The sequence below is a fragment of the Streptomyces sp. NPDC051740 genome, assembly GCF_044453165.1.
Taxonomy (GTDB): domain Bacteria; phylum Actinomycetota; class Actinomycetes; order Streptomycetales; family Streptomycetaceae; genus Streptomyces; species Streptomyces atrovirens.
In genome coordinates this window covers 9,974-31,307 of record NZ_JBITCL010000026.1, presented here as the reverse complement: position 1 = coordinate 31,307, position 21,334 = coordinate 9,974, and the positions used below count along the sequence as shown (strand labels likewise).

Sequence of the window (21,334 nt, the reverse complement as noted above, 5' to 3'; positions counted from 1 at the left end):
TGCCAGGACATGCTACCCGTGCTGAGCCGATCGTCTAAGCCGGTTCCCGCCCCTGCACCAGGTGCTGGTAATGGCGTGGCAGTTCGGACACAGCAATCGCAGGTTCTCCTGCCGGTCGTCCCGCCAGTCTCCGCTGATGTGATCGACCTCCAGTGTCATCGGCCGGCCATGCCACTTGGGTCCGATGCCGCAGCGGGCGCACTGTTCGGGAACACCGATTTCGAAGAGGGCGTGGCGTAGGAGCTTCGTCGTTGTCCGGCGAGTTCTGTTGTGCAGGACCAGAACCTCTTCAGGACGCTTGGAATTGGCGCTGCGCTTGCCCCGCTGATGCCCCTGGCCCAGAAAGTGCGATGTGGACAGGCCGGCCTCGGTGACCCAACGGCGCAGTTGAGCCTGCTGCGATCCGTTGACCGGTCGGTTCAGGCAACGCAGTACGTCTGCGAGGGAGACCGACTGCGCTACCGCCGTCCGCAGCTCATCCATAGTGGGGCAAGGTCTGCGGGAGTACCGGGAGAGCGCGGTCATTCGGTACCCCGTTGGGTAAGCCGTGCACCACGGCCTCGATAGCTATCGGTCGTTGAGTGACAGTTGGGGCACAGCAGTCGCAGGTTCTCGAGCCGATTGTTCCGCCAGTTGCCGTCGATGTGGTCGACCTCGAGCGGTAGGGGCTCTCCCAGCCACACGGCTTCGATGCCGCACAAGACGCAACGGTTTTCCGTACCTTCCCCGATCATTGCCCGCTTCAGGCGGCTTCCATCGATGCGCCTGGCTCGGGCGGGTGGTTGCTCAATGAGGATGCTCTTCGCCTTCCGGGCGCGACTGGAAGACCCCCTGAAGTGGGATGTGTCGATCCCGTAGGCCTTGATGCGGCGGCTGATGTGGGTGTGGTGGCCGCCGACGACATCAAGACCGAGGTGGCGCAGTACCTCACACATGTTTGTGGACACCGAGACCGCGGCCTGGAGGATGTCTCTGGTCCACTTGACTCCCTCCTGCTCGAAGTGGGACGTGTCCACTCCGAGGCGCTTCATCCGCTCCCGGATGTACGCCCGCGTCGAACTCCTCGGATCCACCCCCAACCGCACCAACGCCTCCGTCAGCGTCCGCGCCCCCCGAGCCGCCTCTTCCAGCCGCTCCCTGCTGTATGCACTGGCCCCCATGGAACCCCTCCGTCTCCCGGCCACCCGTTCGCAGCCTCGTACGGAGTAACGAACCGGATATCGGACAGTCACGCACGAAAAGCGGAACGGCCCGTACCGGGGTTCCGGTACGGGCCGTTCCGCGGGTGGGGTGGAGTCAGATGCCCAGGTCCTTGATGATCTTGGCCACGTGGCCCGTCGCGCGGACGTTGTAGAGGGCGTGTTCGACCTTGCCCTCCTCGTCGACGACGATCGTGGAGCGGATGACGCCCATGTAGGTCCTGCCGTAGTTCTTCTTCTCGCCGAAGGCGGCGTAGGCGTCGAGGACCTGCTTCTCCGGGTCGGCGAGGAGGGTGACCTTCAGCGACTCCGCCTCGCGGAACTTGGCGAGCTTCTCCGGCTTGTCGGGGCTGATGCCGATGACGTCGTAGCCGGCGCCGGCCAGCAGCTCCAGGTTGTCGGTGAAGTCGCAGGCCTGCTTGGTGCAGCCGGGGGTGAGGGCCGCGGGGTAGAAGTAGACGATGACCTTGCGGCCCTTGTGGTCGGCCAGGGACACCTCGTTGCCGTCGGCGTCGGGCAGGGTGAAGGCGGGGGCCTCGTCCCCGGGCTGGAGGCGTTCGCTCATCGGTCTGGTCTCCTCGTACGTACGGCGCTGGATGGATCGGGTGCCGGGATCGAGGGTAACCGGGGGTCCTGACAGTGCGCGGCGGCGTGGAACTGACAGACTGTCCGGCACAGGTACACGGGTATCAGTGGATTTCGGAGGCGGCACGGTGGCGGACACGGCGGACACCAGAACCCCGGCGCAGATCGAGGCGGACATCAGGCGCCGCCGCGCGGTGCTGGCCGAGACCCTGGACGAGATCGGTGTGCGGGTGCATCCGAAGACGATCGTGGGGGATGCCAGGGCCCGGGTCGTCTCGAACGTCGATCACACGCTGGGGCGGGCGTACGTCCGGGTCAACGGCGTGGTGAGTGACGTCAGGGCGCAGTTCGTGGACGAGGAGGGTTCGCCCCGGCTGGAGCGGGTCGTTCCGGTGGCGGTGCTGGTGGTGGGGGTCGTGGGGCTGCTGGCCTTCGGGTCCCGTCGGCGCGGGCGGTGACCCCGAGCGCGTGCGTTCGGGGCGGATGCAGGTAGGTTTCAGGACGTGAGCGCCAAGAGACACGAGCACGGTTCCCAGGACGACAAGCTGCCCATCCGGATGTTGCACGATCGCGTGCTCGTGCGGCAGGACACGAGTGAGGGCGAGCGGCGTTCCGGGGGTGGCATCCTGATTCCCGCGACGGCGGCCGTGGGTCGTCGGCTGGCCTGGGCCGAGGTGGTCGCGGTGGGGCAGAACGTCCGGACCGTGGAGCCGGGTGACCGGGTGCTGTACGACCCGGAGGACCGGGCGGAGGTCGAGGTGCGGGGGACGGCGTACGTGCTGATGCGGGAGCGTGATCTGCACGCCGTGGCCGCGGACCGTTTCGAGGGTTCCGAGGATTCGACCGGTCTGTACCTGTAGTTCGGTGGTGGGAAGGGGCTGGTGACCGTTGTCACCAGCTCTTTTTCCGTTTTCGGGCTAGGGTGGGGGGACCTGAGAGGGCCCCGACGAGACGCGCCGTACCGGGGTGAAGGCAAAGACGACGCACCCCCGTTTCCGTTCGTGTCCCGGAGGTGCCTGTCATGGCCTGGGTTCTGCTTGTCGTCGCCGGTCTGCTGGAGGTCGGCTGGTCGGTGGGGATGAAGTACACCGACGGTTTCACCCGGCTCGTGCCCAGTGTGCTGACCGGCGCCGGGATCGTGACGAGCATGCTGTTGCTGTCGTACGCCGCTCGTACGCTGCCGATCGGTACGGCGTACGGGGTTTGGGTGGGGATCGGTGCGGCCGGGGCGGCGGTGCTGGGCATGCTGGTGCTGGGTGAGCCGGTGACGGCGGCGCGGATCTTCTTCATCTGTTTGTTGCTGGTGGCCGTGGTGGGGCTGAAGGCGACGTCCGGGCACTGAGTGGCGGGCGGGGTGTGCCGGATCTCGCCGTGGGGCCGGAGGCCGGGACGAATGGTGGCGGCGGAGGCGGTGCCCGCGGTCGGCGGTATGGACACGAGAGCGGTACCGAGCGCGAGACCGGCAGCGGCACGAGTGCGCCGGGACTTCATCGGTTTCCCCCCATTCGTCAGGTGAGCTTGAAGGGTGGTTCCGGCGTGGTGGGCTTGAATTCGTGATGTCGTTTTAGGCGATCGGGGTTGCGGGTCCTCTAGTCCCAGCGGCCGTTCTGGGTGAGTGCGCCGGTGAGGCCGTCCGGGACGGGGCTGTCGTCCCCGTTGGCGTCGCCGTCGCCGTCGCCGTCGCCGTCGCCGTCGTCTTCGCCGGTGCCGCCCGTGGTGGCTCCGCTGCCGTCTTCCGTCCCGCCGCCGGTGGTGCCGCCGTCGGTCTGTCCCCGGGGCTGTTCCTCCTCGTCCTGGTCGGTGGACTCCTCGGCCGGTGCCTCGCCGCCGCCGCCGTCGCTGCTGCCGCCGTCGCTCGGGTCCCCGGAGGACGACGGTCCGGTGCTGGAGTCGCCGGGGGGCGGCTGGGTCTTCCAGGCGCCGGGCTGGAGACGGAGGTTGAAGGCCGTGACGGGGACGTCCTTGAGGGCTTCGCGGGTGTACTGGCCCCAGATCTCGGCGGGAGCGCCGCCGCCGTTGACGCGGGGCAGGCCCATGGCGCCGTAGAGGGGTTCGTGGCCGGCGGTGACGGGGTCCTGGCCCATGACGGCGACGACGGTGGCGAGGTCGGGGGTGTAGCCGGCGAACCAGGCGGCGGTGTCCTCCTCGGCGGTGCCGGTCTTGCCGGCGGCGGGGCGGCCCGCGGTCTGGGCGGCGGTGGCGGTGCCGCTCTCGACGACGCCGCGCAGGACGGAGGTGGTGGTGTCGGCGGCCTGGCGGCTGACGGCCTGGCGGGTGCGGCGGTCGGGCAGGTCGATGTCCCGCCCGTTCTGGGTGACCTTCTCGATCATCGTGTAGTCGCCGTGTTTGCCGTGGTTGGCGAGGGTGGCGTACGCCTCGGCCATGTCGAGGACGCTGGCGGTGGCGACGCCGAGGGCGATGGAGGGTCCGGCGTCGGAGAGGCTGGGGGTGTTCTCGGACAGGCCGAGGTCGATGGCGGTCTGCCGGACCTTGTCGGGGCCGACGTCGACGGCCATCTGCGCGTAGACGGCGTTGACGGACTTGTCGGTGGCCTCGCGGACGGTGATGTCGCCGTAGTCGTGGTGGTCCTCGTTCTCGGGGGCGTAGCGGTCGCCGGGCCAGCCCTGGACGGGGCGTTCGCTGGTGCCGTCGTAGACGGTGTTGGGGGTGATGGGGCGGCCGTCGTGGGTGCGGGAGCCGTTCTCGACGGCGGCGGTGAACACGAACGGTTTGAAGCTGGAGCCGACCTGGAAGTCCCGGCGGGTGGCGTTGGGGGTGTACTGCTTGACGTAGTCGATGCCGTTGTACATGGCGACGACCTTGCCGGTCTTCACGTCGATGGAGGCGCCGCCGGCGCGGACGTAGGTGTCGACCTCGCGGTTCTCCTGGTCGAGCCGGTCCATGAGTTTGTCGTTGACGGCGTCGACGAAGGCGTCCTGCTTGTCCTTGTGCAGGGTGGTGGTGATGCGGTAGCCGCCGGCGTCGAGGGCGTCCTCGTCGACGACGTCGTTCTGGACGAGCTGGTTCTTGACGATGTTCACGATGTAGCCGCGCTGCCCGGACAGGCTGGTGGAGACGGTGGTCCGCTGGGGCGTGGGGAAGGTCAGGCCGGCGCGTTCGGAGGCGCTGAGCCAGCCTTCGTCGACCATGCCGTCGAGGACGTAGTTCCAGCGGTCCTCGACGGTGTCGCGGTTCTCGGGGTGGGTGATGACGTCGTACTGGCTGGGGGCGTTGACGAGGGCGGCGAGGTAGGCGGCGCGGCCGGCGTCGAGTTCGGAGGCGTCGATGCCGTAGTAGGCGTGGGCGGCGGACTGGATGCCGTAGGCGCCGCGGCCGAAGAAGCTGGTGTTGAGGTAGCCCTCGAGGATCTGGTCCTTGGTCTGTTCGCGGTCGAGTTTGATGGCGATGAAGAACTCCTTCACCTTGCGGGTGACGGTCTGTTCCTGGCGGAGGTAGTAGTTCTTCACGTACTGCTGGGTGATGGTGGAGCCGGACTGTCTGCCCTTGCCGGTGGCGGTGTTCCAGGCGGCGCGGACCATGGCCTGGGGGTCGATGGCGGACTCGGTGTAGAAGTCGCGGTCCTCGGCGGCGAGGACGGCGTGCCGGGCGTCCTCGGAGATCTGGGAGAGGGTGACGTTCTCCCGGTTGACGTCGCCGTCGCGGGCGATGACGGAGCCGTCGGCGTAGAGGTAGAGGTTGGCCTGCTGGGTGGCGAGGGCGTTGGCGGCGGGGATCTGTACGAGGTGGTAGCCGAGGAAGAAGCCGCCGATGACGACCGCGGCGGCGATGAGGAAGCCGCCGAGGAGCATGCGCCAGGTGGGGAGCAGCCGGCGCCATCCGGTGCGTTCGGGCCTCTTCGTGGCGGCGGTCGCCTGGGGGTTTCTCGGTGCCCAGCCCTTTCCGGGCTGCTTCCCGGGCGGCTGCGGCTGCGGCTCGTCGCTCATGTCGTGCACGGACTCCTGTTTCGCCTGGCTTGTTCCACTACGCCGTGGTGTGTGCCTCTTATTGAAGACTGTCCCATCCGGTGGCGCGTCCCCGCCGACGCCGCGCGTGGCGCGCGTACACGGCTTGTCACACACATGGCCCCAACGAAAATGCGTGGCAGGGGATGTGGCGGGCGCACTAGGCTCCTGCGCTTCGGTGCCGGAGGCGGGAGGAGGGCGGGGCGTGGGCTCGGCGCGGTTGTATCTGGCCGTCGCGGCGGGGGGTTTCCGGCGGTACGCGTCGTACCGGCTGGCGACCGCTGCCGGGGTGTTCACGAACACGGTGTTCGGGCTGATCCTCGTGTACACGTATCTGGCGCTGTGGGACGAGCGGCCGGGGCTCGGCGGGTACGACCAGGCGCAGGCGGTCACGTACGTGTGGCTGGGGCAGTGTCTGTACGCGACGCTGGCGATCCAGGGCGGGGGCGCCGAGAAGGATCTGATGGAGCGCATCCGTACGGGTGAGATCGCCGTGGATCTGTACCGGCCGGTGGATCTGCAGTTGTGGTGGCTGGCGGGTGACGTGGGCCGGGCGGCGTTCCAGATGCTGGGGCGGGGGGTGGTGCCGTTCGCGTTCGGTTCGCTGTTCTTCACGATGGCGCTGCCCACGGAGGTCGCGCCGTGGCTGGCGTTCGCGGTGACGCTGCTGCTGGCGGCGGTGGTGAGTTTCGCGATCCGCTATCTGGCGGCGTTGAGCGTGTTCTGGCTGATGGACGGCAGGGGGGTCGGCCAGGTGCTGATGATCACGGGGGTGTTCTTCTCGGGCATGGTGCTGCCGTTGAACGCCTTCCCGGGCGGGCTGGGTGATGTCGTGCGGGTGTTGCCGTGGGCGGCGCAGTTGCAGGTTCCGGCGGATGTGCTGATGGGGGAGGCGGATCCGCTGGGGGCGTTCGCGTTCCAGGCGGCGTGGGCGGTGGCGCTGCTGGCGGCGGGGCGGCTGCTGCAGTCGACGGCGACGCGGCGGGTGGTGGTGCAGGGTGGGTGAGCGGGGTGTGCTCGTGGAGGGGGTGCGGGCCTACGGGCTGATCGCCGGGATGTGGGTGCGGTCCGGGATGACCTACCGTACGTCCTTCGTCTTCACGGTGTTCGGGAACCTGCTGGTGACCGGGCTGGACTTCGTGGGGATCCTGCTGATGTTCTCGCAGGTCGACTCGTTGGGCGGCTGGTCGCTGCCGGAGATCGCCCTGCTGTACGGGCTGTCGGCGACGGCGTTCGGGATCGCCGACCTGGTGCTCGGTTCGATGGACGTGCTGGGCGGGCGGATGCGGGACGGTTCGTTCGACGTCCTGCTGGTGCGTCCGGTGCCGGTGCTGGCGCAGGTCGGCGCGGACCGTTTCGCGGTGCGCCGGCTGGGCCGGATCACGCAGGGCGTGGTGGTGCTGGGCTGGGCGCTGGTCGCGGTCGACGTCGACTGGAGTGCGGTGAAGGTGCTGCTGGTGCCGGTGATGGTGGTCAGCGGCGCGGCGATCTTCTCGGCGGTGTTCGTGGCGGGCGCGGCGTTCCAGATCTTCGCGCAGGACGCGGCGGAGGTGCAGAACGCGTTCACGTACGGCGGGAACACGCTGCTGCAGTATCCGCCGAGCGTGTTCGGGAAGGATCTGGTGCGCGGGGTGACGTTCATGCTGCCGCTCGCCTTCGTCAACTGGGTTCCGGCCGCCTATGTGTTGGACCGTCCGTATCCGATCGGTCTGCCGGGTTGGGCGGCCTTCGCGTCGCCGTTGGTGGCGGTGGGCTGCTGTGCGCTGGCGGGTCTGGCGTGGCGGACGGGTCTCAGGTCGTACCGGAGTACGGGGAGTTGACGGACGGTGGATGACGCTTTCATCGAACTCGACGGCGTGGAGAAGGTCTTCGACGTCCGCCGGAAGACCGGTTTCCTGAAGCGGGAGCGGCACCGGGTGCGGGCGGTCGACTCGATCTCGTTCACGGTGGCGCGGGGCGAGATGGTCGGCTACATCGGCCCGAACGGTGCCGGGAAGTCGACGACGATCAAGATGCTGACGGGGATCCTCACGCCGAGCGGCGGCCGGCTGCGGGTCGCCGGGGTCGACCCGTCCCGCGAGCGGACCCGGCTGGCGCACCGCATCGGGGTGGTGTTCGGGCAGCGTACGACGCTGTGGTGGGACCTTCCGCTGATCGACTCGTACAAGCTGATGCACCGCATGTACCGCATCCCGGACGCCCGGTACCGGGAGAACCTCGACCGGTTGACCGAACTTCTCGATCTGGGGGAGCTGCTGGGTGTGCCGGTGCGTCAGCTCTCGCTCGGCCAGCGGATGCGCGGGGACATCGCGGCGGCGCTGCTGCACGACCCGGAGGTGCTCTACCTCGACGAGCCGACGATCGGCCTGGACGTCGTCTCCAAGACCAGGGTGCGGGACTTCCTGCGGCAGTTGAACGCCGAGCGGGCCACGACGGTGCTGCTGACCACCCACGACCTCCAGGACATCGAGCAGTTGTGCTCACGGGTGATGGTCATCGACCACGGCCGGCTGGTGTACGACGGTCCGCTCGCCGGGCTGCACGAGGCGGGGGAGAGCGAGCGGACGCTGGTGGTGGACCTGGAGCGGGAACTCCCGCCGATCGAGGCGCCGCCGCCCGCGCGGGTGGTGCGGGTGGAGGGGCCCCGGCAGTGGCTGGCGTTCCCGGCGTCGGCGTCGGCGGCCGAACTGGTGGCGCGGATCGCGGCACGGTACCCGCTGGTGGACCTGTCGGTGCGGGAGCCGGACATCGAGGCGGTGATCGCGAGAATGCTGCGTTCGTTGGGGGACACCCCCAAACCCCCGCAGGAGCGAGCCGGACGGGCCCTCTCGTAGCCGTGTGACGGAGACAACTCGTAGGCTGCTGGTATGACCGACGACGCAGCCGCCCCGGACCTCCGCGCCTCCGACGCCGACCGTGAACGGGTCGCCGAGATCCTGCGGGACGCCCTCGCGGAGGGCCGCCTCGACATGGAGGAGTTCGAGGAGCGGCTGGACGCGACGTACAGGGCGCGCACGTACGGGGACCTGACGCCGATCACCCGCGACCTGCCGGACCAGGGGGCGTCCGCACCGGCTGTGTCCCTCACGAAGCAGCCGGAGCGGGACGGCGCTTGGGGAGACAGGATCGTCGGCGGCGACGACGCGGGCACGTCGTCGTGGGCGGTGGCCGTGATGTCGGGCTTCCAGCGCAAGGGCAGGTGGACGGCGCCGCGCCGCTTCAACTGCTTCGCCTTCTGGGGCGGCGGGGAGATCGATCTGCGGGAGGCGTACTTCGCGGACCGCGAGATCGTCATCAACGCGGTCGCGATCATGGGCGGGGTGGAGGTCGTCGTCCCGCCCGGCGTCGAGGTCGTCGTGCGCGGCATCGGCGTCATGGGCGGCTTCGACCACCGCGAGGAGGGCGTACCGGGTGAGCCGGGCGCCCCGCGCGTGATCGTCACGGGCTTCGCCTTCTGGGGCGGCGTGGGCGTCGACCGCAAACTCCCCCGCGCGGAGAAGCAGCGCCTGCGCGAGGAACGCCGCAGGGAGAAACTGGAACGCAAAGAGGAACGCCGCCGAGAACTGGAGACCTCCCTCCAGGACCACCTGAACCCGCACCCCCGGACCCGCCAGGAGCGACACGAGCCACGCGGACGAGACGACCACTGACTCAGCCCGTCCGGGGCGGTCTCCGTCCGCCCGCCGCCCTCACCCGTCCCATCCCGGGGGCGCTGCCCCCGCTCCTCGGCTGAGACTCAGCCCCTCCGGCGTTTGAGGAGCGGGGTCCGGGGCGGAGTCCCGGGTTCGGGACGGGAAGGGGCGGCGGGGGCGGAAGACCACCCCCGACCCCCCTACAACCGCGCCGGAGCCCCACCCTTCAGGTCATCGAGATCGAAGACCTCCGCCATCCGGGCATACCCCTTGTCACTCGGATGAAGATGATCCCCGGAGTCGTACTCCGACCGGAACCGCCGCGGGTCGTACGGATCGAGCAACCCCTCGTCGAAGTCGGCCACCGCATCGAACACCCGCCCGGCACGAATCTCCGCATTGATCCGCTGCCGCACGACCTCCCGAGCATCCGTGTACCCCCGGTGCCCCCGAAACGGCATGAGCGTCGCCCCCACGACCTTCACCCCCCGCGCATGCCCCCGCGATACCAGCTCCTCCAGCCCCGCCACGATCACATCCGGATCAGCCACCCCCGGATGACGCAGAATGTCATTGATCCCGAGCACGACGACGACGACCTCGACGTTCGTCCGCCCCAGCACATCCCGCTCGAACCGGTTCAGCCCACTGGGATTCGAGGCCGGCCGCCCCAGCCCGTCGGCGAGCACCTGATTCCCGCTGATCCCCTCGTTGACGACGCTGTACCGCGGCAGGTCCCGCCCGTCGGCGACAGCCGACCGCAGCCGGTCGGACAGCACGTCCGGCCACCGGTTGTTCGCGCCGACCGTCGAGGTGACCCCGTCCGTCAGCGAGTCGCCGAGGACGACGACCGTCCCCTCCGCCTCGTTGCTCAGCACGTCCAGCGCGGTCACGTACCGCCAGAACGTGCTCTGCCCGGTGTACGCGGCCCCGGTCGCGTCCCGGGTGTGCTCGCCGTCGGCGACGTACGAGATCTGGCGCGCGTGCGGGTGGTAGGTGACCGGCCCGGACGCGGTGGGGGAGTACGTCGTGATCAGGACGTCCCCGTCGTGCGGGACGGCGATGCGCACGACGTCACTCACCACCTCCCCGCCCGCCGGGATGACGACCGCCGGACTCCCGGCGAAGGCCAGCGGCCGCACGGTCCCCGCGAGCGCCGCCGCCGTGCCCGTACCCGCGGACACCGCGATCGAGGCGTGCGTGACGGTCAGCGGCGACTGGCCGTACAGGTTGGACAGCGTGACGCGGGCGCTCGTACCGCCGGCGCTGGTGTGGACGACGTTGCGCACCGAGCGGCCCGCGAGCCCCGTCATCTCGGTGCCGGGCTCGCCCCCGGCCGGGGAGGTGGCCCAGGAGCCGACCCAGGTGCCGGTGGAGGCGGGCGCGGCCGGGTTGTTCCGGGCGTCACGACCGCCGGCGAGGCCGCCGGGCTCCCGCGCACCGTCGCCGACTCCGACGCCGGCACCGGCGTAGATGGCGGCGGAGACCGCCAGAATCGCGGCGACGACCGCGGCGAGCAGGGCACGCTGCTTGGCGGGAGGCGCCTGCGAGCCCCCGTCACGACCCCGGGTCATGCTCTTCTGTTCTCCTCGGAAGACGGGAGCGAGAGGCTCCGATCTGATGAACCCATGATGATCCACAGGTTGGGAAGGCTGACGCGAGGGACCGCTGCGGAACCCCTGGGTGATCCCCCTGGACGAACCCCCTCCGGACAGACGCCGGGAACTCCTGTCGCGTTCCAGGAGTCGGTCAGGAAGGGACAATGTGTGAGGGATCACCGAACGGGTGGAGCGGATGGAACGGACTGAAACGACAGAGAAGGCGAGAGCGGCGGAAGGTGCCGGCCGGAACGCCGAGGGTCAGCATGCCCGCACCGGAGCCTTCACCAACCGCGCGATGAACACGTTCAGCCCCGCGGACGAGGAGAAGCGGCGCGGAGTGCGCCGTATGAAGCTCACCGCCACCGGACTGCTGCTGTTCGTCGCCGTCGTCTACGTCCTCGCCAAATGGGCCTCCCACCAGGGAGCCGGCCCCTGGGCGGGCTATGTCGCCGCCGCGGCCGAGGCCGGCATGGTCGGCGCGCTCGCCGACTGGTTCGCCGTCACCGCCCTCTTCCGTCACCCCCTCGGCCTACGCATCCCGCACACCGCGATCATCCCCACCAAGAAGGACCAGCTCGGCGTCTCCCTCGGCGAGTTCGTCGGCGAGAACTTCCTCTCCGAGGACGTCGTACGGCAGCGGCTGCGCGCCGTCGGGATCGGCAGCCGGCTCGGCGCCTGGCTCTCCGTCCCGGAGCACGCCGACCGGGTCACCGCCGAGCTCTCGGCCGCCCTGCGCGGCGCGCTGACCGTGCTGCGCGACTCCGACGTCCAGGCGGTGGTCGGCGAGGCCATCACCCGCCGCGCGGACGCCCAGGAGATCGCGCCCGGCATGGGCAAGATGCTGGAGCGGATCGTCGCCGACGGCGGCCACGAACGGGCCGTGGACGTCATCGTCACCCGCGCGCACGACTGGCTGGTGCTGCACAGCGACACCGTGATGGACGCCGTCCACGGCGGTGCGCCCGGCTGGACCCCCAGATTCGTCGACCGCAAGGTCGGCGAGCGCGTCTACAAGGAGCTGCTGCGCTTCATCACCGAGATGCGCGACATGCCGTCCCACCCCGCGCGCGGCGCCCTGGACCGCTTCCTCACCGACTTCGCCTCCGACCTCCAGTCCGACACCGACACCCGCGCCCGCGTCGAACGCCTCAAGAGGGACATCCTCGGGCGGGGCGAGGTGCAGGACCTGATCGCCTCCGCGTGGACGGCCGTACGATCCATGATCGTCTCGGCGGCGGAGGACGAGCGCAGCGAACTGCGCCTGCGCGTGCGCGCCTCGCTGCTCTCGCTGGGCGCCCGCATGTCGCTCGACCCCAAGGTGCAGGGCAAGGTCGACGGCTGGCTGGAGAGCGCGGCGGTGTACGTGGTCACCACCTACCGCAAGGAGATCACCTCCCTGATCACGGACACGGTGGCGGGCTGGGACGCGGAGCACACGACGAAGAAGATCGAGGCCAACATCGGCCGCGACCTCCAGTTCATCCGCATCAACGGCACGGTGGTCGGCTCGCTCGCCGGTCTGCTGATCTACACGGTGTCACGGGCCCTGGGCGCGTAGCGCGTCCCGGTTGTCCACGCAGTTCCCCGCGCCCCTCGGGGGCGGCGGTCTGCCGAGAGCTGCCGCGGGTGCGTCGTGGTTGTTCGCGCCCGCGCGGCGGAGCCGCACGTCGATACAGCCCCGCGCCCCTAGGGGGCGGCCCGCCGTGGGTTCCTGCGGGTCTGTCGTGGTTGTTCGCGCAGTTCCCCGCGCCCCTGGGGGAGTCGCGGTCATCGTCGGCCGAGAACACGAGGGACCCGGGGGGACCCACGGCAGGGCCGCCCCCTGAGGGGCGCGGGGAACTGCGCGACCAGCCACGACGCACCCGCAGGGACACGGCGCGCCGCAAGCCCCGCGGACCACGCCGCACGCCCCGGCGCAAAAGGCGGGCGGGGCGTGAAAATCCCCGCCGGGGGGCATACGGAGGTTCGCTTCGCCAGGGAGGGAGCCCATGACCACCACCCAGTCCGGGACCGGACAACGCACGATCACCACCCGCATCCCCGCCCGCCTGGACCGCCTGCCGTGGTCCCGCTGGCACTGGACCATCGTCATAGGTCTCGGCACCGTGTGGATCCTCGACGGCCTGGAGGTCACGGTCGTCGGCAACATCGCGAGCCGCCTGTCCGAACCGGGCAGCGGACTGCCCATCACCTCCGGCGAGGTCACCGGCATCGCCGCCGCCCTCTACGTCGCCGGCGCCTGCGCGGGCGCCCTGTTCTGGGGCCGCCTGACCGACGTCTGGGGCCGCAAGAGACTCTTCATGGTCACCCTCGCGGTCTACCTCGGCGCCACCGCCCTCACCGCGATCGCCTTCGACACCTGGTGGTTCTTCCTCTTCCGCTTCCTCACCGGCTTCGGCATCGGCGGCGAGTACGCGGCCATCAACTCCGCGGTCGACGAGCTGATCCCGGCGCGCTACCGGGGCCGCGTCGACCTGATGATCAACGGCAGCTTCTGGCTGGGCGCGGTAGGCGGCTCCCTGCTGTCGATCCTGGCCCTGAACACCGACATCTTCCCGGCGAACGTCGGCTGGCGCCTGACCTTCGCCCTCGGCGCCGTACTCGCCCTGGTCATCCTCCTCGTACGCCGTCACGTCCCCGAGAGCCCCCGCTGGCTGCTGATCCACGGCCGTGACGAGGAGGCGGAACGCATCGTCGGCGACATCGAACAACGGGTCGAGGCCGAGCGGAACGAGCCGCTGCCCCGCGCCGAGGGCGAACTGACCATCCACCAGCGCGAGAACGTCACGTTCACCGAGATCGCCCGCACCGTCTTCGCCAAGTACCGCAGGCGCTCGGTCCTCGGCTTCTCCCTCTTCATCGGCCAGGCGTTCCTCTACAACGCCATCACCTTCGGCTTCGGCGCGATCCTGACCACGTTCTTCGACGTCCCGTCCGGCAACACCGGCTACTACTTCGCCGTCATCGCGGCCGGCAACTTCCTGGGCCCGCTGCTGCTCGGCAAGCTCTTCGACACGGTCGGCCGCCGGGTGATGATCTCCGGCACGTATCTGCTCTCGGGCATCCTGCTGTTCGGTACGGCCTGGCTCTTCGACCGGGGTTCGCTCGGCGCGGCGACCCTCACCGCCTGCTGGTGCGCCGTCCTGTTCTTCGCCTCGGCCGGCGCGTCCAGCGCCTACCTGACGGTCTCCGAGGTCTTCCCCATGGAGACCCGCGCGATGTCCATCGCCTTCTTCTACGCCATCGGCACCGCCGCGGGCGGCATCAGCGGCCCCCTGCTGTTCGCGAAGCTCACGGAGACGGGCGTGGTCGGCGACACGGTCCTCGCCTTCCAGATCGGCGCGGGCCTGATGTGCGCGGCGGGCCTGGTCGCCGCGTTCCTCGCGGTGAACGCGGAACGCCGCTCCCTGGAGGACATCGCCAGGCCGCTCACGGCGGCGGCGTCCAAGGCGGGGGCGAAGACGGAAACCTCCTCGGACCCGGACGCGGGCGGCTCGGAACCGGCGACGGCGTAGCAGAGTCGGACGTCACAGGACGCGCGAACCCGCCCGACCGACAGGAGCCACAGTCCGATGACCATCCGCCGGATCATGCCCGACATCCAGGTCGCCTCCGAGGAGGCGATGGACACCAGCCGGACCTTCTACGGCCTCCTCGGCTTCGAGGAGGTCATGGACATGGGCTGGGTCACCACCCTGGCCTCCCCCGCCAACCCCACCGCCCAGATCAGCTTCTTCACCGAGGAACGCACGGCTCCGGTGGTCCCCGACCTCAGTGTGGAGGTGGAGGACGTCGACGCGGTGTACGAGCGGGTACGGGCATCGGGCGCGGAGATCGTCCGCGAGCTGCGGGACGAGGAATGGGGCGTACGCCGCTTCTTCACCCGCGACCCGAACGGCCGAGTGGTGAACGTCCTGACGCACCGCTCCTGACGAGGGCGCCCCGGCCCGTACGACGGACGGCGGATCAGCCGCGCCGGTCGGCCACCGCCCAGGAGGCGAGCGCCACGGCCCCCGCCACCCCGAACACGGCGGGCCAGGCGCCCACCTTCTTCGCCAGCGGATGCGACCCGGCGAACGCGGCGACGTACGCCACCGACAGCGCCCCCGCCGCCCTGCCCCCGGCCCGCTCCCGCCACTGCTGCGCGGCGGCGGCCCCGGCGGCGGCGAGGACGACCCCGCCCAGCTGCCGCTTCCGGGTCCAGCGGGCCACGCCGTACCCGCCGACGAGTCCACTCGCGGCCACCACGGAACTGGGAACCTTCGTCATGCCTGCTGCCTCCTGCCACTGCCCCCGGCCCACCGGGCCGGGGTCGTCCGGACTCCGAGGCTAGCGCTCCGGGAGGCGGGCCCCGCGCCCAGGCCCGCAGCAGACCGTGTGACACAACCTGAGTCCCGGCTTGTCAACTTTCCTCCTCCGGGCTATATAAGAAGGGCAAGACCGTAAGGGCATCGCACCGATGAACCCACGGAAGGAGATGACCGTGATGCTCATGCGTACCGACCCTTCCCCAACTCTCGACTTCGCTCGAGCCCGGGGAGGCCCCTATCGCGAATTCGACCGACTCGCGCAGCAGGTCTTCGGCGCCACCCCCGCCGGCCGCCCCTCGGCGATGCCGATGGACGCCTACCGTTCGGGGGACGACTTCATCGTCCACTTCGACCTGCCCGGCATCGACCCCGGGACGATCGACCTCGACGTCGAGCGCAACGTGCTCAACGTGCGCGCCGAGCGCCGCTCCCCGGCACCCGAGGGCGCTGAGACCGTGGTCGCCGAGCGGCCCACCGGCACCTTCACCCGCCGGCTCTTCCTCGGCGACACCCTGGACACGGAACGCATCGACGCCTCGTACGAGTCCGGCGTCCTGACCCTGCGCATCCCGGTCGCCGAACAGGCCAAGCCGCGCCGCATCCGGATCACCGGCGGCGACAGCCGCAAGCAGATCGGCGGCTGACCCCCTCGCGCGGCCCGCGCACCCCGCTCACCCCGCGCACCTCGCGCACCCCGCGCGGCCCGCACCCCGCTCACCCCGCGCACCCGCGCACCCCGCGCACCCCGCGCGGCCCGCGCACCCCGCGCACCCCGCGCACCCGCGCACCCCGCGCACCCGCGCACCCCGCGCACCCCGCGCACCCCGCGCACCCCGCGGACCCGGACGGTCCGCGGGACGCGCCCCCGCGCACATCCGGCCCTCAGGGCGGCACATGCCCGGGAAGAACCGGGGCATTGGAGAACCGGATACCGGGGCACTGGAGAACCGGAGAAGGAGAGAAGTACCGGATGACCACGCTGACACCGCAGAAGCCCGCGACCGCGAAGCAGGCCGGGGGCGTCCCGGCCCCGGCCGCAGCGCCCCGGAACGACGGCTGGCACCGACTGATCGACGCCGTACGGGAGTCGGGCCAGTACGCGACACGGTCACAGGCGGAGAGCGTCACCCGTGTCGTCCTCTCCGCCCTCGGCGGCCACGTCGTCGGCGACGAACGCGTCGATCTGGCCCGTGCCCTGCCCGAGGAGGCGGCGAGAGCGGTCGCCTCCCAGATCCCGGTGACCCGCGAGCTGACCGCCGCGGAGTTCGTCGACTCGGTGGCGGCCCGCATCGAGGGCGCGACCCCGGCCACGGCCCGCTGGGACGTCAGCTCGGTCCTGAGCGTCCTGCCCGCCCTGGTCGGCGACGCCCTGATCACCCGTGTCCTGGCCCAACTGCCGCCGGGCTACGCCCTGCTCTTCGGCCGGGCGGAACTGTCCCCGGCGTGACGGCCGGGCCGCGCCCCCCACACATGTGAATACCGCCCGACGCGATCCGCCCCCGGACCCGTGGACGCCGTCGCCACATCCACCGGACGCCCGCCAGACACCCGTCTCGGCACCATGGATGGGAGCGTTTCTCCCAGCGAAACACCGCGTAAGCGGCGTCGGGCCGGGAGAAACGCTCCCATCACCGAACGGCGACGGGATCCGCCAACAGCATCCCCGTGTCCGGGGCCGGCTCACGTCCGGATCCCGTCACCGCCCGCCGAACGGTTCGACACCGCCCCTCCCCACCCGCCATCCTGCGGGCCGGAAGCCACACCGCACCCCTCCCGGAGGACCGTTGAACCCCACCATCCGCCACATCACCTTCGACTGCACCGGCGACCCCTACGACCTCGCCACGTTCTGGAGCGCGATGCTGGGCAACCCGCTCGCCGACGACGACAAGCCCGGCGACCCGGAGGCCCTGATCGAGGATCCGGACGGTGGTCCGGGCCTGCTGTTCGTCCGGGTGGAGGAGGGCAGGACCGCCAAGAACCGCCTCCACTTCGACCTGAGGCCGACGGGCCGCACCCGCGCGGAGGAAGTGGCCCGGGCCATCGCCCTGGGCGCCCGCCAGGTCGCCGACCACACCCGCCCCGACGGCAAGGGCTGGGTCACCCTGACCGACCCGGAAGGCAACGAATTCTGCATAGAACGGGGCGAACGGGGCTGAGGAAGCCCCGCCCGGAGTGTACGACCGTACGCTCCAGGGCGTACGATCGTACGCATGCCGACGGACGACCACTTCGCGAACGACCCGCGCACGAACCTCGAGCGCATGCTCGCGGGCGACCTCTACATCGCCGACGACCCGGAGATCGCCCGCCGCCAGCAGCGCGCGATGCGGCTCGCGGCCCGCTACCAGGCCGCCTACCCCGAGAACCCCACCGAGGCGAGGCCGATCCTGACCGAGCTCCTCGCCTCGGTGGGCGAGGACGTCGACGTACGCCCGCCGCTGTACGTCGACTACGGCAGCAACATCAGCATCGGCGCCCGTACCTTCGTCAACTACAACCTGACCGCCCTGGACGTCGCGCGGATCACCATCGGCGAGGACTGCCAGATCGGCCCGAACGTCCAGCTCCTCACGCCCACCCACCCCGTGGAGCCGGGACCCCGCCGCGACAAGCTGGAGGCGGCCCTGCCCATCACCATCGGCGACAACGTCTGGCTCGGCGGCGGCGCGATCATCTGCCCCGGAGTGACCATCGGCGACAACTCCGTCATCGGCGCGGGCGCGGTGGTCACCAAGGACATCCCGGCGAACGTCGTGGCCGTGGGCAACCCGGCCCGCCCGGTCCGCACCCTCTGAGCCCCGACCACGAGCCATGGCCACCGGACACACCGACCCCCACCGCCGCGAGCGCATCCTCGCGGCGGCGCTCGACCTGATCGCCGAGGAGGGCGTGGCGGGCGTCTCCCACCGCAAGATCGCCGCCCGCGCGAAGGTGCCGCTGGGCTCGATGACGTACCACTTCACCGGCATCGACGACCTGCTGCACGAGGCGTTCACCGGCTACGCCGGCCACGTGGTGACCGTCTTCGAGCACCACCTCGGCGGCGCCACCACCCCCGACCAGGCCCGGGAAGCGGTCACCGACCTGATCCACACCCTCTCCGAGGGCCCCCGCCGCGACCTGATCCTCGTCCAGGAGCTCTACACCCTGGCGGCCCGCCACGAGCCGTACCGCGAACTGTGCGCCCGCTGGATGCGCCGCAGCCGAGCCCTCCTGGAACAGCACTTCGACGCCGCCACGGCCCGCCAACTGGACGCCCTCATCGAGGGCCTGACCCTCCACCGCGCCCTGGACGACACCCCGTCCGACCGCGTACTGACCCGCGCGGCGGTCGCCCGCGTCACGGCCGCGCCCTGATCCGTGAAATACCGCTGGAGAAAAGGTGGTTGAGGGCAACATGACTCAACAACCGGCCCCTCGCGCCCTGTCCGACGAAGCACTCTCCACCCTGCTCGGCCGGCAGCGGTTCGGCACGCTCGCCACCGTCAAGCGCGGCGGCCACCCCCACCTGACCACCATGGTGTACAGCTGGGACCCCGAGGCCCGCGTCGCGCGCTTCTCGACCACGGCCGACCGCGTCAAGCTCAAGCACCTCCGCCACGACCCGCGTGCGGCGCTGCACGTGCAGGGCGGCGACGTGTGGTCGTTCGCCGTCGCCGAGGGCGAGGCCGAGACCTCCGGGATCACGACGGTTCCCGGTGACGCGGTCGGCCGCGAACTCCTCGGAATGATCCCGGAATCCGCGAGGCCCGAGGACGAGGACGCGTTCCTGGAACAACTGGTCGCCGAGCGCCGGGTGGTCATCCGGCTGAAGGTGGACCGGCTGTACGGGACGGCGCTCGACATCGAGGGTTAGGCCCGGCCGTCCTTCCTGTGGGTGAGCGACGTGTGCCGCATCGGCACACGTCCGGGTGAACGCGTGCTCTTCGCGCCGGCGCTCGGCGCGGCACCTCGGAAGAGCCCGGGGCAGCCTTGTCGCGGGCCGCGGAACGTCTGGTGATCACGCGAGGGTGCGGACCGCCCGGTACGGAAGCGCCGGACGCTTCGCCCGGCGTCGCTACGATCTGCGCTGCTGTGGGCCGATGCATCCGCACTTACCGCCATGCACGCGGTTGACCTGCTGATATGCAGCGATGCAGGAGGCGTGGACGCCCGGCCGTTCCGCAAGACGAACGGGGAGAGACACATGGCGCACGAGCCGGAGGCCCAGGACCGGGGGCAACGGCCGGGGGAGCGGCTGGCGCGGCTGCTGCGACGCTGGTGGGAGGAGGCCGGGAGCGCCGCGTCCGGCGGCACACGGCCCACACAGCAGGCACTGGCCTCGAAACTGGGCATCGACCAGACGACGCTCTCCCGCTACCTCAACCCGAAGCACGCGTCGACCGCACCACCGAGGGTGGTGGAGGCGCTCCACGCCCACCTGCGTGCTCCGGCGGCGGAACTGGAACGGGCACGGGAGCTGTACCGGGCGGTGCTGGAGGAGAACAGCGGCCAAGTGACCGTCGGCGACGGCCCGGAGCCCACCGGCGCGGCCGATGCCATGGGCGGGCGCGGCACCCCGGGCCGGCCGGGGCGCTCCCGGTGGGCGCTGCCGGCACTGGTGGCCGCGGTGACGGTGCTGGCCTTCGTCGCCGGGGCGGTCGTACGTGACCAGTACGCCCCCCACCCCCGGACCGCGGCCGACGGTGTGGCGGCCGGCGCCGTTCCGGCGAGCGGCGCGCCGCTTCAGTGGCCGCTGCTGAAGAAGCGGAAGGAGGACCACTTCACCCCCGGCCGCGCCCTGCAGCACCTGCTGAGGGCGCACGGCTACGAGGTGAGGACGGACGGGTTCTTCGGGGACGAGACCCGGGACGCCGTCATGGACTTCCAGCGCGGGAACAACCTGCCGTCCGACGGCAAGGTGGGCGAGGACACGTGGCCCGAACTGGTGATGCCCCTCGGACGCGGAGCCGACGGGCACGCGGTCCTGGCCCTCCAGGAGCTCCTGCACAACGCGGGCCAGGGCGGCACGGAGGTGTCGGGGGAGTTCACCGCGGCGACCGCCGAGGACCTGAGGTTCTTCCAGGACCGCCACGGCCTGCGGCCGAACGGCAGGGCGGACGTCGACACCTGGCTGGCCCTGCTGGTGTTCCAGCGTCCGCCGTCCGCCGCCCCCGCGTGCCAGGGGTCCACGAGCCCGCCGCCGTCCACGTCGGCGTGAGCGGGCCGGGCCGCCCGCCCCCACGCGGGGGCGGGCGGCCCGCATGCACACCGCCCGCCCCCGTGCCGCATGATGCGCGACTTGTTCTCCCGGCAGGCATAACCGCAGGCCGGGACCCCTCCCCGCAGGCTGCACGGAGCCTGCATGGATGCGCCTGTGCAGACCCCCCGGAATGTCTTCCCGCACCCCGTTCCCACGGTCAGTCTGGTTGCAGTGCCCGGCGCTCCCCGGCCGGCCCGACCCGCCCTCGTCGGCGGACAGCGTGCCCGGGGCGTGGCGCCGGTGCGCTTCCTGACAACTCTCCATCCGAAGGGGTACCTCCATGTCCGCTGTCCGCAAGTCCGTCATGTCCGCGCTCTCGACGATCGTCCTCGCCGGAGGGCTGGCCTTCGGCGCCGCCGGCACGGCGAGCGCCGCCACCTGCCCGTCCACGGCGTCCCCGAAGATCGACGGCGCGATCGCCGGCTGGTCCCTGAGCTGCTCGGGCGGCGCCGTGCGGGTGTCCGGCTGGCTCGAGGACACCCGTATGGACGGCAAGTGCGCCGTGGTCCGCATCGTCGGCGGCAACGGCGACTACCGCACGAAGCAGGCCTGCGGCTCCGGGGTCCGCGAGCAGTTCGACTTCACCTTCGCCGGGACGAACTCGGCCCAGGTGCGCCTGGCCATCGTCTGAACCCCGTTCCGGAGCGGGCGGTGACGCCCGCTCCGGAACGTCCGGGACGCGGCCCCCCCCCCCGGGGGGCCCCGGCGGGGGGGGGGCCCCGGCCCCCCCCGCCGGCGGGGGGGGCCCCCCGGGGGCGGGGGACCCGGGAGGTACGGGAACGCGCAGGGGAGGTCCCCCC

24 protein-coding genes and 1 riboswitch are annotated in these 21,334 nt (G+C 71.1%); of the genes, 18 read left to right on the top strand and 6 right to left on the bottom strand.

What is annotated here, in order from left to right:
• Positions 1–12: 12 nt before the first annotated feature.
• From ACIA6T_RS30945 to bcp, 3 genes are all read right to left on the bottom strand, one after another.
• Complete coding sequence (locus tag ACIA6T_RS30945) at positions 13–483, bottom strand: HNH endonuclease (RefSeq protein ID WP_399449823.1); 471 nt, start codon at positions 481–483, stop codon at positions 13–15.
• 38 nt (positions 484–521) lie between these two features.
• Positions 522–1,160 carry an HNH endonuclease signature motif containing protein gene (locus tag ACIA6T_RS30940; protein ID WP_399449822.1) on the bottom strand — a complete coding sequence of 213 codons (639 nt, stop codon included), beginning with the start codon at positions 1,158–1,160 and terminating at the stop codon, positions 522–524.
• 136 nt (positions 1,161–1,296) lie between these two features.
• Positions 1,297–1,764: a thioredoxin-dependent thiol peroxidase gene (gene bcp / locus ACIA6T_RS30935; protein ID WP_399449821.1), complete on the bottom strand. Its 468-nt coding sequence runs from the start codon at positions 1,762–1,764 to the stop codon at positions 1,297–1,299.
• A gap of 148 nt (positions 1,765–1,912) precedes the next feature.
• On the opposite strand from bcp, the gene ACIA6T_RS30930 reads away from it, so the two are divergent.
• The 3 genes from ACIA6T_RS30930 to ACIA6T_RS30920 all read left to right on the top strand — a co-directional run bounded on the left by ACIA6T_RS30930 (position 1,913) and on the right by ACIA6T_RS30920 (position 3,126).
• The gene (locus ACIA6T_RS30930; RefSeq protein WP_399449878.1) at positions 1,913–2,242 is read left to right on the top strand and encodes a DUF3618 domain-containing protein; all 330 of its coding nucleotides are present in this window, start codon (positions 1,913–1,915) and stop codon (positions 2,240–2,242) included.
• Positions 2,243–2,287: 45 nt separating this feature from the next.
• The gene (locus ACIA6T_RS30925) at positions 2,288–2,644 is read left to right on the top strand and encodes a co-chaperone GroES (RefSeq protein ID WP_004930971.1); all 357 of its coding nucleotides are present in this window, start codon (positions 2,288–2,290) and stop codon (positions 2,642–2,644) included.
• Positions 2,645–2,710: 66 nt separating this feature from the next.
• Positions 2,711–2,772, top strand: a riboswitch (guanidine-III (ykkC-III) riboswitch).
• Positions 2,773–2,805: 33 nt separating this feature from the next.
• Positions 2,806–3,126, top strand: a complete 321-nt coding sequence (locus ACIA6T_RS30920; protein ID WP_085574012.1) for a multidrug efflux SMR transporter — start codon at positions 2,806–2,808, stop codon at positions 3,124–3,126.
• Between the two features lie 247 nt (positions 3,127–3,373).
• On the opposite strand, the gene ACIA6T_RS30915 is transcribed toward ACIA6T_RS30920, so the two are convergent.
• Positions 3,374–5,728 carry a transglycosylase domain-containing protein gene (locus ACIA6T_RS30915; protein WP_399449819.1) on the bottom strand — a complete coding sequence of 785 codons (2,355 nt, stop codon included), beginning with the start codon at positions 5,726–5,728 and terminating at the stop codon, positions 3,374–3,376.
• 223 nt (positions 5,729–5,951) lie between these two features.
• Between ACIA6T_RS30915 and ACIA6T_RS30910 the strand changes: the two genes are divergently transcribed.
• The 4 genes from ACIA6T_RS30910 to ACIA6T_RS30895 are packed head-to-tail and all read left to right on the top strand — an operon-like array spanning position 5,952 to position 9,396.
• Positions 5,952–6,752, top strand: a complete 801-nt coding sequence (locus ACIA6T_RS30910) for an ABC transporter permease (protein ID WP_399449818.1) — start codon at positions 5,952–5,954, stop codon at positions 6,750–6,752.
• The gene (locus ACIA6T_RS30905; protein WP_399449817.1) at positions 6,745–7,566 is read left to right on the top strand and encodes an ABC transporter permease; all 822 of its coding nucleotides are present in this window, start codon (positions 6,745–6,747) and stop codon (positions 7,564–7,566) included. Before ACIA6T_RS30910 ends, ACIA6T_RS30905 begins: the two co-directional genes overlap by 8 nt.
• Before the next feature lie 6 nt (positions 7,567–7,572).
• The gene (locus ACIA6T_RS30900) at positions 7,573–8,580 is read left to right on the top strand and encodes an ATP-binding cassette domain-containing protein (protein WP_399449816.1); all 1,008 of its coding nucleotides are present in this window, start codon (positions 7,573–7,575) and stop codon (positions 8,578–8,580) included.
• A 33-nt stretch (positions 8,581–8,613) separates the two neighbouring features.
• Positions 8,614–9,396 (top strand): DUF1707 domain-containing protein, encoded by a 783-nt coding sequence (locus ACIA6T_RS30895; protein ID WP_399449815.1) that lies wholly within the window; start codon positions 8,614–8,616, stop codon positions 9,394–9,396.
• A 182-nt stretch (positions 9,397–9,578) separates the two neighbouring features.
• Here ACIA6T_RS30895 and ACIA6T_RS30890 read toward each other — a convergent pair whose 3' ends face one another.
• Positions 9,579–10,952, bottom strand: a complete 1,374-nt coding sequence (locus tag ACIA6T_RS30890; protein ID WP_399449814.1) for an SGNH/GDSL hydrolase family protein — start codon at positions 10,950–10,952, stop codon at positions 9,579–9,581.
• 220 nt (positions 10,953–11,172) lie between these two features.
• On the opposite strand from ACIA6T_RS30890, the gene ACIA6T_RS30885 reads away from it, so the two are divergent.
• From ACIA6T_RS30885 to ACIA6T_RS30875, 3 genes are all read left to right on the top strand, one after another.
• The gene (locus ACIA6T_RS30885; RefSeq protein ID WP_399449813.1) at positions 11,173–12,537 is read left to right on the top strand and encodes a DUF445 domain-containing protein; all 1,365 of its coding nucleotides are present in this window, start codon (positions 11,173–11,175) and stop codon (positions 12,535–12,537) included.
• 430 nt (positions 12,538–12,967) lie between these two features.
• Entirely contained in the window at positions 12,968–14,494 is a 1,527-nt protein-coding gene (locus ACIA6T_RS30880) for an MFS transporter (protein ID WP_399449812.1), read from the top strand.
• A gap of 57 nt (positions 14,495–14,551) precedes the next feature.
• Complete coding sequence (locus ACIA6T_RS30875; protein WP_399449811.1) at positions 14,552–14,911, top strand: VOC family protein; 360 nt, start codon at positions 14,552–14,554, stop codon at positions 14,909–14,911.
• A gap of 34 nt (positions 14,912–14,945) precedes the next feature.
• Here the strand turns inward: ACIA6T_RS30875 and ACIA6T_RS30870 are convergent, their stop codons facing one another.
• Positions 14,946–15,248, bottom strand: coding sequence for a hypothetical protein (locus ACIA6T_RS30870; protein WP_391789062.1), 303 nt, complete (start codon positions 15,246–15,248; stop codon positions 14,946–14,948).
• A 217-nt stretch (positions 15,249–15,465) separates the two neighbouring features.
• Here ACIA6T_RS30870 and ACIA6T_RS30865 point away from each other — a divergent pair, with 217 nt between their 5' ends.
• The 8 genes from ACIA6T_RS30865 to ACIA6T_RS30830 all read left to right on the top strand — a co-directional run bounded on the left by ACIA6T_RS30865 (position 15,466) and on the right by ACIA6T_RS30830 (position 21,165).
• On the top strand, positions 15,466–15,933 hold the full coding sequence (locus tag ACIA6T_RS30865) for an Hsp20/alpha crystallin family protein (protein WP_399449877.1): 468 nt from the start codon (positions 15,466–15,468) through the stop codon (positions 15,931–15,933).
• A 326-nt stretch (positions 15,934–16,259) separates the two neighbouring features.
• Complete coding sequence (locus ACIA6T_RS30860) at positions 16,260–16,736, top strand: DUF2267 domain-containing protein (RefSeq protein WP_399449809.1); 477 nt, start codon at positions 16,260–16,262, stop codon at positions 16,734–16,736.
• A 337-nt stretch (positions 16,737–17,073) separates the two neighbouring features.
• A complete protein-coding gene (locus ACIA6T_RS30855) occupies positions 17,074–17,448 on the top strand; it encodes a VOC family protein (protein WP_399449808.1) in 375 nt (124 codons plus the stop codon).
• Between the two features lie 54 nt (positions 17,449–17,502).
• Positions 17,503–18,087, top strand: a complete 585-nt coding sequence (locus ACIA6T_RS30850; protein ID WP_385052710.1) for a sugar O-acetyltransferase — start codon at positions 17,503–17,505, stop codon at positions 18,085–18,087.
• Positions 18,088–18,103: 16 nt separating this feature from the next.
• On the top strand, positions 18,104–18,649 hold the full coding sequence (locus ACIA6T_RS30845; protein WP_399449807.1) for a TetR/AcrR family transcriptional regulator: 546 nt from the start codon (positions 18,104–18,106) through the stop codon (positions 18,647–18,649).
• A 40-nt stretch (positions 18,650–18,689) separates the two neighbouring features.
• Positions 18,690–19,148: a TIGR03618 family F420-dependent PPOX class oxidoreductase gene (locus ACIA6T_RS30840; RefSeq protein WP_399449806.1), complete on the top strand. Its 459-nt coding sequence runs from the start codon at positions 18,690–18,692 to the stop codon at positions 19,146–19,148.
• Between the two features lie 330 nt (positions 19,149–19,478).
• Positions 19,479–20,492 (top strand): peptidoglycan-binding protein, encoded by a 1,014-nt coding sequence (locus ACIA6T_RS30835; RefSeq protein ID WP_399449805.1) that lies wholly within the window; start codon positions 19,479–19,481, stop codon positions 20,490–20,492.
• 322 nt (positions 20,493–20,814) lie between these two features.
• Positions 20,815–21,165 (top strand): hypothetical protein, encoded by a 351-nt coding sequence (locus tag ACIA6T_RS30830; protein ID WP_399449804.1) that lies wholly within the window; start codon positions 20,815–20,817, stop codon positions 21,163–21,165.
• Positions 21,166–21,334: the final 169 nt, after the last annotated feature.